Annotated in this window: 1 protein-coding gene; it reads right to left on the bottom strand. The window is 60.9% G+C overall.

The window, feature by feature from the left end; all coding sequences use genetic code 11:
- Positions 1–12112: hypothetical protein (locus G3N92_RS11675; protein WP_206127628.1), on the bottom strand; the 12112-nt coding region annotated here is incomplete at its 3' end.
- Positions 12113–12117 lie beyond the last annotated feature (5 nt).

The raw sequence follows: 12117 nt of genomic DNA, 5'->3' as shown, positions 1-12117 counted from the left end.
TAGGCTCGCTGTCCACCGGCTTGTCGTCGACGAACAGCAACGTTACGTCGTTGTCGAGCGGCCTCAGCACTACGAATAGCAACGTCTCGTCGCTTTCGACGGGCGTCACCTCGATTTCCAGCGGACTGTCGACGACCAACAGCACGGTTTCGTCGCTCTCCTCTTCGACTTCGACAAGCGTAGGCTCGCTGTCCACCGGCTTGTCGTCGACGAACAGCAACGTTACGTCGTTGTCGAGCGGCCTCAGCACTACGAATAGCAACGTCTCGTCGCTTTCGACGGGCGTCACCTCGATTTCCAGCGGACTGTCGACGACCAACAGCACGGTTTCGTCGCTCTCCTCCTCGACTTCGACGAGCATAGGCTCACTGTCCACCGGCGTCGGCTCTCTGTCGACGGGGCTGTCCACGGCCAACAGCCGTGTCACTTCGTTGTCGACGGCATCGTCCACGGCGGAAAGCTCGCTGTCCACCGGCCTCTCGTCGACGAACAGCAACGTCACCTCGCTGTCGAGCGGCCTCAGCACCACCAACAGCACCGTCTCGTCGCTGTCGACTGGCGTCACGTCGATTTCCAGCGGCTTGTCGACGACCAACAGCACGGTTTCGTCGCTCTCGTCGTCCACCTCGACAAGCGTCGGATCGCTGTCCACGGGCCTGTCCACCACGACGAGCAACGTCGCTTCGCTGTCGTCCGGTCTGAGCTCAACGAATAGCAACGTCACGTCGTTGTCCAGTGGTCTCAGCACCACCAACAGTACCGTCTCGTCGCTGTCGACCGGCGTCACGTCGATTTCCAGTGGCTTGTCGGCAACCAACAGCACGGTTTCGTCGCTCTCGTCGTCCACTTCGACAAGCGTTGGGTCGCTGTCCACCGGCTTGTCGACCACGACGAGCAACGTCGCTTCGCTTTCGTCTGGCCTGAGCTCGACGAACAGCAATGTCACGTCACTGTCCAGCGGTCTCAGCACCACCAACAGCACAGTGTCTTCGCTGTCGACTGGCGTCACTTCAATTTCCAGTGGGCTGTCGACGACCAACAGCACGGTCTCATCGCTGTCGTCGTCCACGTCCACCAGCGTCGGGGCGCTCTCCACGGGCCTGTCCACGACAACGAGCAACGTCGCTTCGCTTTCGTCCGGCCTCAGTTCGACCAATAGCAACGTCACTTCGCTTTCGTCTGGCCTGAGCTCGACGAATAGCAATGTCACGTCGCTGTCCAGCGGTCTCAGCACCACCAACAGCACGGTGTCTTCGCTGTCGACTGGCGTCACGTCGATTTCCAGTGGGCTGTCGACGACCAACAGCACCGTTTCGTCGCTCTCGTCGTCCACTTCGACCAGCGTCGGGTCGCTGTCTACCGGCTTGTCGACCACGACGAGCAACGTCGCTTCGCTTTCGTCCGGTCTCAGTTCGACCAATAGCAACGTCACTTCGCTGTCGAGCGGCCTCAGCACTACCAACAGCACTGTTTCTTCGCTGTCGACCGGCGTCACTTCGATTTCCAGTGGGCTGTCGACGACCAACAGCACGGTCTCGTCGCTCTCGTCGTCCACCTCGACAAGCGTTGGATCGTTGTCCACCGGGTTGTCGACCACGACGAGCAACGTCGCTTCGCTTTCGTCCGGCCTCAGTTCGACGAATAGCAACGTTACTTCGCTTTCGTCTGGCCTGAGCTCGACCAATAGCAACGTTACTTCGCTCTCCAGCGGTCTCAGCACGACCAACAGCACGGTGTCTTCGCTGTCGACTGGCGTCACGTCGATTTCCAGCGGACTGTCGACGACCAACAGCACCGTCTCGTCGCTCTCGTCGTCCACCTCGACCAGTGTCGGGTCGTTGTCCACCGGTCTGTCCACCACGACAAGCAATGTCGCTTCGCTGTCGTCTGGCCTGAGCTCGACGAACAGCAATGTCACATCACTGTCCAGCGGCCTCAGCACCACCAACAGCACCGTTTCGTCGCTGTCGACTGGCGTCACGTCGATTTCCAGTGGGCTGTCGACGACCAACAGCGCGGTCTCGTCACTCTCGTCGTCCACGTCGACCAGCGTTGGGTCGCTCTCCACGGGCTTGTCCACGACAACGAGCAACGTCGCTTCGCTTTCGTCCGGCCTCAGTTCGACCAATAGCAACGTCACTTCGCTTTCGTCTGGCCTGAGCTCGACGAATAGCAATGTCACGTCACTGTCCAGCGGTCTCAGCACCACCAACAGCACCGTTTCTTCGCTGTCCACTGGCGTCACGTCGATTTCCAGTGGGCTGTCGACGACCAACAGCACGGTTTCGTCGCTCTCGTCATCCACGTCGACCAGCGTTGGATCGCTGTCTACCGGCTTGTCGACCACGACGAGCAACGTCGCCTCGCTTTCGTCTGGCCTCAGTTCGACCAATAGCAACGTCACTTCACTTTCGTCCGGCCTGAGCTCGACGAACAGCAACGTCACGTCGCTGTCCAGCGGTCTCAGTACTACCAACAGCACCGTTTCTTCGCTCTCGACTGGCGTCACGTCGATTTCCAGCGGCCTCTCGACCACGAACAGCAACCTCACAACGCTATCGACCTCGACCTCGACCGGCATCATCTCGCTCTCTACCGCGGTGAGCTCACTGTCGACCTCGACCTCGACAGGTATCGGTTCGCTTTCCACCGGCGTGGGATCGCTGTCGACTGGATTGAGCGCGACCAACAGCACCGTCTCATCGCTGTCGTCGTCCACCTCGACAAGCGTCGGATCGCTGTCCACTGGCCTGTCCACCACGACGAGCAACGTCGCTTCACTTTCGTCCGGCCTCAGCTCGACGAATAGCAATGTCACGTCGTTGTCCAGTGGCCTCAGCACCACCAACAGCACCGTTTCGTCGCTCTCGTCGTCCACTTCGACAAGCGTCGGATCGCTGTCCACTGGCCTGTCCACCACGACGAGCAACGTCGCTTCACTTTCGTCCGGCCTCAGCTCGACGAATAGCAATGTCACGTCGTTGTCCAGCGGTCTCAGCACCACCAACAGCACCGTTTCGTCGCTCTCGTCGTCCACTTCGACAAGCGTCGGATCGCTGTCCACTGGCCTGTCCACCACGACGAGCAACGTCGCTTCTCTTTCGTCCGGCCTCAGCTCGACGAATAGCAACGTCACGTCATTGTCCAGTGGTCTCAGCACCACCAACAGTACCGTCTCGTCGCTGTCGACCGGCGTCACGTCGATTTCCAGCGGCTTGTCGACGACCAACAGCACGGTTTCGTCGCTCTCGTCGTCCACCTCGACAAGCGTCGGGTCGCTGTCCACAGGGCTGTCCACCACAACGAGCAACGTCGCCTCGCTGTCGTCCGGTCTGAGCTCAACGAATAGCAACGTCACGTCGTTGTCCAGCGGCCTCAGCACCACCAACAGCACCGTCTCGTCGCTGTCGTCGTCCACTTCGACAAGCGTCGGGTCGCTCTCCACGGGCCTGTCGACCACGACGAGCAACGTCGCTTCACTTTCGTCCGGCCTCAGCTCGACCAATAGCAACGTCACGTCGTTGTCCAGCGGCCTCAGCACTACCAACAGCACCGTCTCGTCGCTCTCGTCGTCCACGTCGACCAGCGTCGGGTCGCTGTCCACAGGTCTGTCCACCACGACGAGCAACGTCGCTTCTCTTTCGTCCGGCCTCAGCTCGACGAATAGCAACGTCACGTCGTTGTCCAGCGGTCTCAGCACCACCAACAGCACCGTCTCATCGCTGTCGACCGGCGTCACGTCGATTTCCAGCGGCTTGTCGACGACCAACAGCACGGTCTCATCGCTGTCGTCGTCCACCTCGACAAGCGTCGGGTCGTTGTCCACCGGGTTGTCGACCACGACGAGCAACGTCGCTTCGCTTTCGTCCGGTCTGAGCTCAACGAATAGCAACGTCACGTCGTTGTCCAGTGGCCTCAGCACCACCAACAGCACTGTCTCGTCGCTCTCGTCGTCCACTTCGACAAGCGTCGGATCGCTGTCCACTGGCCTGTCCACCACGACGAGCAACGTCGCCTCGCTGTCGTCCGGCCTCAGCTCGACGAACAGCAACGTCACGTCGTTGTCCAGCGGCCTCAGCACCACCAACAGCACGGTTTCGTCGCTCTCGTCGTCCACCTCGACAAGCGTCGGGTCGCTGTCCACCGGGCTGTCCACCACAACGAGCAACGTCGCCTCGCTGTCGTCCGGCCTCAGCTCAACGAATAGCAACGTCACGTCGTTGTCCAGTGGCCTCAGCACTACCAACAGCACCGTCTCGTCGCTCTCGTCGTCCACCTCGACAAGCGTCGGGTCGCTGTCCACGGGTCTGTCCACCACGACGAGCAACGTCGCTTCGCTTTCGTCCGGTCTGAGCTCAACGAATAGCAACGTCACGTCGTTGTCCAGCGGCCTCAGCACCACCAACAGCACGGTTTCGTCGCTCTCGTCGTCCACCTCGACAAGCGTCGGGTCGCTGTCCACGGGTCTGTCCACCACGACGAGCAACGTCGCTTCGCTGTCGTCCGGTCTGAGCTCAACGAATAGCAACGTCACGTCGTTGTCCAGTGGCCTCAGCACGACCAACAGCACCGTCTCGTCACTCTCGTCGTCCACTTCGACCAGCGTCGGTTCGCTGTCCACCGGCCTGTCCACGACGACGAGCAATGTTGCTTCGCTCTCGTCTGGCTTGAGCTCAACGAACAGCAATGTTTTGTCGCTCTCGACCTCGACGTCGACCGGCATCACCTCGCTCTCGACCGCAGTCAGCTCGCTGTCGACGTCGACCTCGACCGGCATCGGTTCGTTGTCGACCGGCGTGGGCTCGCTGTCCACTGGCCTGAGTACGACCAACAGCACGGTTTCGTCGCTGTCGTCGTCCACTTCGACTAGCGTTGGGTCGCTGTCTACCGGCGTGGGCTCCCTGTCCACGGGCCTGAGCACCACCAACAGCACGGTCTCGTCGCTGTCGTCATCCACTTCGACCAGCGTTGGGTCGCTGTCCACCGGGTTGTCGACCGCAACGAGCAGCGTTACTTCGCTCTCCAGTGGCCTCAGCACCACCAACAGCACGGTCTCGTCGCTGTCGTCGTCCACTTCCACCAGCGTCGGTTCGCTGTCTACTGGGCTGTCCACCACGACGAGCAGCGTCACTTCGCTCTCCAGTGGCCTCAGCACCACCAACAGCACGGTCTCGTCGCTGTCGTCGTCCACTTCCACCAGCGTCGGTTCGCTGTCTACTGGGCTGTCCACCACGACGAGCAGCGTCACTTCGCTGTCCAGCGGTCTGAGCACCACCAACAGCACGGTCTCGTCGCTGTCGTCGTCCACTTCGACTAGCGTTGGGTCGCTGTCCACCGGGTTGTCGACCGCAACGAGCAGCGTTACTTCGCTCTCCAGTGGTCTGAGCACGACCAACAGCACGGTCTCGTCGTTGTCGTCGTCCACGTCGACCAGCGTCGGTTCGCTGTCTACCGGGTTGTCCACCACGACGAGCAGCGTCACTTCGCTCTCGTCCGGACTGAGCTCGACCAATAGCAATGTGTCTTCGCTTTCGACCGGCGTCGGCTCGCTGTCCAGCGGCCTCTCGACCACGAACAGCAACCTCACGTCGCTCTCGACCTCGACTTCGACGGGCATCACTTCGCTGTCGACCGCGGTCAGTTCCCTGTCTACGTCGACGTCGACCGGAATCGGCTCGCTCTCCACGGGGCTCGGCTCGCTGTCGACCAGCATCGGCTCTTTGTCGACCGGGGTCGGCTCACTCTCCACGGGCATCGGATCGCTGTCGACCGGATTGAGCACGACCAACAGCAACGTTTCGTCGTTGTCGAGTTCGACGTCGACCACGGCCAACTCGTTGTCGACCGGGTTAAGCACGACCAACAGCAACGTTTCGTCGCTGTCGAGTTCGACGTCGACCACGGCCAACTCGTTGTCGACCGGGTTAAGCACGACCAACAGCAACGTTTCGTCGCTGTCGACCTCCGTCTCCAGTGGGCTTTCGACCACCAACAGCAATGTCACCTCGCTGTCGAGTGGCCTGTCGTCGACCAACAGTAATGTCTCGTCGCTGTCCAGCGGCCTGAGCTCCACCAATAGCAACGTTTCATCGCTGTCTAGCGGGCTGTCGACTACCAACAGCAACGTCTCCTCGCTGTCGACCTCCGTCTCCAGTGGGCTTTCGACCACCAACAGCAATGTCACTTCGCTGTCGAGCGGGTTGTCGTCGACCAACAGTAACGTCTCGTCGTTGTCCAGCGGCCTGAGCTCCACCAATAGCAACGTTTCATCGCTGTCTAGCGGGCTTTCGACTACCAACAGCAACGTCTCCTCGCTGTCGACCTCCGTCTCCAGTGGGCTGTCGACCACCAACAGCAATGTCACTTCACTGTCGAGTGGCCTGTCGTCGACCAACAGTAATGTCTCGTCGCTGTCCAGCGGCCTGAGCTCCACCAATAGCAACGTTTCATCGCTGTCTAGCGGGCTGTCGACTACCAACAGCAACGTCTCCTCGCTGTCGACCTCCGTCTCCAGTGGGCTGTCGACCACCAACAGCAATGTCACTTCACTGTCGAGTGGCCTGTCGTCGACCAACAGTAATGTCTCGTCGCTGTCCAGCGGCCTGAGCTCCACCAATAGCAACGTTTCATCGCTGTCTAGCGGGCTGTCGACTACCAACAGCAACGTCTCCTCGCTGTCGACCTCCGTCTCCAGTGGGCTGTCGACCACCAACAGCAATGTCACTTCACTGTCGAGTGGCCTGTCGTCGACCAACAGTAATGTCTCATCGCTGTCCAGCGGACTGAGCTCCACCAATAGCAACGTCTCGTCGCTGTCTAGCGGGCTGTCGACTACCAACAGCAACGTCTCGTCGCTGTCGACCTCCGTCTCCAGTGGGCTCTCGACTACCAACAGCAATGTCACTTCACTGTCGAGTGGCCTGTCGTCGACCAACAGTAATGTCTCATCGCTGTCCAGCGGACTGAGCTCCACCAATAGCAACGTCTCGTCGCTGTCTAGCGGGCTGTCGACTACCAACAGCAATGTCTCGTCGCTGTCGACCTCCGTTTCGAGTGGACTCTCGACTACCAATAGCAATGTCACTTCGCTGTCGAGTGGCTTGTCGTCGACCAACAGTAACGTCTCGTCGCTGTCCAGCGGCCTGAGCTCCACCAACAGCAACGTCACCTCGCTGTCGAGTGGCCTGTCGTCGACCAACAGCAATGTGTCTTCGCTGTCGTCCTCGACCTCGACCAGCGTCGGTTCGTTGTCCACTGGCCTTTCGACCACGACGAGCAATGTCGCGTCGCTGTCTTCCGGATTGAGCAGCACGAACAGCAATGTCACTTCGCTCTCGTCCGGCCTCAGTTCCACCAACAGCAACGTCTCCTCGCTGTCCAGCGGACTCAGCTCGACGACTAGCAGCGTCGCATCACTGTCGTCCTCGACCTCGACCAGCGTCGGCTCGTTGTCCACTGGCCTTTCGACCACGACGAGCAACGTCGCGTCGCTGTCTTCGGGATTGAGCAGCACGAACAGCAATGTCACTTCGCTCTCGTCTGGTCTCAGCTCCACCAACAGCAACGTCTCCTCGCTGTCCAGCGGACTCAGCTCGACGACCAGCAGCGTCGCATCGCTCTCGTCCTCGACATCGACCAGCGTCGGTTCGCTGTCCACTGGCCTCTCGACCACGACCAGCAATGTCGCGTCGTTGTCGTCCGGCTTGAGCAGCACGAACAGCAATGTCACTTCGCTCTCATCCGGCCTCAGTTCCACCAACAGCAACGTCTCCTCGCTGTCCAGCGGACTCAGCTCGACGACCAGCAGCGTCGCATCGCTCTCGTCCTCGACGTCGACCAGCGTCGGCTCGCTGTCCACTGGCCTCTCGACCACGACCAGCAATGTCGCGTCGTTGTCGTCCGGCTTGAGCAGCACCAACAGCAATGTCACTTCGCTCTCGTCTGGCCTCAGCTCCACCAACAGCAACGTTTCCTCGCTGTCCAGCGGACTCAGCTCGACGACCAGTAGCGTCGCATCGCTCTCGTCCTCGACCTCGACCAGTGTCGATTCGTTGTCCACCGGTCTGTCGACTACGACCAGCAATGTCACTTCGCTGTCGAGCGGTCTGAGCACCACCAACAGCAACGTTTCCTCGCTGTCCAGCGGACTCAGCTCGACGACCAGTAGCGTCGCATCACTGTCGTCCTCGACCTCGACCAGCGTCGGCTCGTTGTCCACTGGCCTTTCGACCACGACAAGCAACGTCGCATCGCTGTCTTCTGGATTGAGCAGTACGAACAGCAATGTCACTTCGCTCTCGTCTGGTCTCAGCTCCACCAACAGCAACGTATCTTCGCTGTCGAGCGGCCTGAGCACCACCAACAGCAACGTGTCCTCGCTGTCGAGCGGTCTCAGCTCGACGACCAGCAGCGTCGCATCGCTTTCGTCCTCGACATCGACCAGCGTCGATTCGTTGTCCACCGGCCTGTCGACTACGACAAGCAATGTCACTTCGCTGTCGAGCGGTTTGAGCACCACCAACAGCAACGTGTCCTCGCTGTCCAGCGGTCTCAGCTCGACGACCAGCAGCGTCGCATCGCTTTCGTCCTCGACATCGACCAGCGTTGGTTCGTTGTCCACTGGCCTCTCGACTACGACGAGCAACGTCGCATCGCTGTCGAGCGGTCTGAGCACCACCAACAGCAACGTGTCCTCACTGTCCAGCGGTCTCAGCTCGACGACTAGCAGCGTCGCATCGCTCTCGTCGTCGACATCGACCAGCGTCGGTTCGTTGTCCACTGGCCTTTCGACCACGACGAGCAACGTCGCGTCGCTGTCTTCCGGATTGAGCAGCACGAACAGCAACGTCTCCTCGCTGTCCAGCGGTCTCAGCTCGACGACTAGCAGCGTCGCATCGCTTTCGTCCTCGACATCGACCAGCGTCGGTTCGCTGTCCACTGGCCTCTCGACCACGACAAGCAACGTCGCGTCGCTGTCTTCCGGATTGAGCAGCACGAACAGCAATGTCACTTCGCTTTCGTCCGGCCTCAGTTCCACCAACAGCAACGTCTCTTCGCTGTCGAGCGGACTCAGCTCGACGACCAGCAGCGTCGCGTCACTCTCGTCCTCGACATCGACTAGCGTCGATTCGTTGTCCACTGGCCTGTCGACCACAACGAGCAATGTCGCATCGCTGTCTTCCGGATTGAGCAGTACGAACAGCAATGTCACTTCGCTCTCGTCTGGCCTCAGTTCCACCAACAGCAACGTATCCTCGCTGTCCAGTGGTCTCAGCTCGACGACCAGCAGCGTCGCATCGTTGTCGTCTTCGACATCGACCAGCGTCGGCTCGCTGTCCACTGGCCTCTCGACTACGACGAGCAACGTCGCGTCGCTGTCTTCCGGATTGAGCAGCACGAACAGCAATGTCACTTCGCTGTCCAGCGGCCTCAGCTCGACGACTAGCAGCGTCGCATCGCTCTCGTCTTCGACTTCGACCAGCGTCGGTTCGCTGTCTACCGGCCTCTCGACTACGACGAGCAACGTCGCATCGCTGTCATCCGGATTGAGCAGCACGAACAGCAATGTCACTTCGCTGTCGAGCGGCCTCAGCTCGACGACTAGCAGCGTCACATCGCTCTCGTCTTCGACTTCGACCAGCGTCGATTCGCTGTCCACTGGCCTCTCGACAACCACAAGCAACGTCGCGTCGCTGTCTTCTGGATTGAGCAGTACGAACAGCAACGTCTCCTCACTGTCCAGCGGCCTCAGCTCGACGACCAGTAGCGTCGCATCGCTCTCGTCTTCGACTTCGACCAGCGTCGGTTCGCTGTCTACCGGCCTCTCGACCACGACCAGCAATGTCGCGTCGCTGTCGTCCGGCTTGAGTTCGACCAACAGCAGCGTCGGTTCGTTGTCGTCCTCGACTTCGACCAGCATCGGTTCGTTGTCTACCGGCCTGTCGACCACAACGAGCAATGTTGCGTCGTTGTCCAGCGGTTTGAGCTCGACGACCAGCAGCGTCGCATCGCTCTCGTCCTCGACTTCGACCAGCGTCGGTTCGCTGTCCACTGGCCTCAGCACCACCAACAGCACGGTTTCTTCGCTGTCGACCGGTGTCTCCTCGATCTCGACCGGCCTGTCAACGACGAACAGCAGCGTCGCGTCGCTTTCGTCCTCGACTTCGACCAGCGTCGATTCGCTGTCCACCGGCCTGTCGACCACGACCAGCAATGTCGCGTCGTTGTCCAGCGGTTTGAGCTCGACGACCAGCAGCGTCGCATCGCTCTCGTCCTCGACTTCGACCAGCGTTGGTTCGCTGTCTACCGGCCTCTCGACCACGACCAGCAATGTCGCGTCGTTGTCCAGCGGTTTGAGCACCACCAACAGCAACGTCGGCTCGTTGTCGACTGGCCTCAGCACCACCAACAGCACGGTTTCTTCACTGTCGACCGGCGTATCCTCGATCTCGACCGGCCTGTCAACGACGAACAGCAGCGTTGCGTCGCTGTCGTCCTCGACTTCGACCAGCGTCGGTTCGCTGTCTACCGGCCTCTCGACCACGACCAGCAACGTCGCCTCGCTGTCCAGCGGTTTGAGCTCCACCAACAGCAGCGTCGGTTCGTTGTCGACTGGTCTCAGCACCACCAACAGCACGGTTTCTTCGCTGTCGACCGGCGTCTCCTCGATCTCGACCGGCCTGTCAACGACGAACAGCAGCGTCGCTTCGCTTTCGTCCTCGACATCGACCAGCGTCGGTTCGCTGTCCACTGGCCTCTCGACCACGACAAGCAACGTCGCGTCGTTGTCCAGCGGTTTGAGCTCCACCAACAGCAACGTATCCTCGCTGTCCACCGGTCTGAGCTCGACAACCAGCAGCGTCTCGTCGCTGTCGTCCTCGACGTCGACCAGCGTCGGCTCGCTGTCCACCGGCCTCTCGACCACGACCAGCAATGTCGCGTCGTTGTCCAGCGGTTTGAGCACCACCAACAGCAACGTATCCTCGCTGTCCAGCGGTCTGAGTTCGACGACCAGCAGCGTCGCATCACTGTCGTCCTCGACGTCGACCAGCGTCGGCTCGTTGTCCACCGGCCTGTCGACCACGACCAGCAATGTCGCGTCGCTGTCCAGCGGTTTGAGCACCACCAACAGCAACGTATCCTCGCTGTCCACCGGTCTGAGCTCGACGAACAGCAGCGTCTCGTCGCTCTCGTCCGGCTTGAGCTCGACCAACAGCAACGTCTCTTCGTTGTCTAGCGGCCTCAGCACTACCAACAGCAGCGTCGGCTCGCTTTCCACGGGCCTCAGCACCACCAACAGCACGGTGTCGTCGCTGTCGACCGGCGTGTCTTCGATCTCGACCGGCCTGTCGACGACGAACAGCAACGTCTCCTCGCTGTCGAGCGGCCTCAGTACCACCAACAGCAACGTCTCGTCGCTCTCGTCCGGCTTGAGCTCGACCAACAGCAGCGTCGGTTCGTTGTCGTCCTCGACATCGACCAGTGTCGGTTCGTTGTCCACGGGCTTGAGCACCACGACGAGCAACGTCGCTTCGCTGTCGACCGGCCTCAGCACCACCAACAGCAACGTCTCGTCGCTGTCGACAGGCCTCAGCACCACCAACAGTAACGTCTCGTCGCTGTCGTCCGGCCTGAGCACCACCAACAGCAACGTCTCATCGCTGTCGACAGGCCTGAGCACGACCAACAGCAACGTCTCATCGCTGTCGACAGGCCTCAGCACCACCAACAGCAACGTCTCCTCACTGTCCACAGGCCTCAGCACCACCAACAGCAACGTCTCCTCACTGTCCACAGGCCTGAGCACCACCAACAGCAACGTCTCCTCACTGTCCACCGGCCTCAGCACCACCACCAGCAACATCGCCTCGCTGTCGTCCTCGACCTCGACCAGCCTGGGCTCGCTGTCGACGGCCACCGGTTCGCTGTCCACCGGCCTGGCCTCGACGAACAGCAACCTGAGCTCGCTGTCCACCTCGACCTCGACGAGCGTCAGTTCGCTGTCCACCTCGGTCAGCTCGTCGGTGGCGAACTCGTCGGGCAAGGTCGGCAACAGCATCGCCTCGGCGCTCGGCGGCGGCGCGACGTACGACCCGACCACGGGCGCGATCACCGCTC

The organism is Burkholderia sp. Ac-20379, assembly GCF_017104645.1.
Lineage (GTDB): Bacteria > Pseudomonadota > Gammaproteobacteria > Burkholderiales > Burkholderiaceae > Burkholderia.
This window is presented reverse-complemented; position numbering and strand designations above follow the sequence as displayed.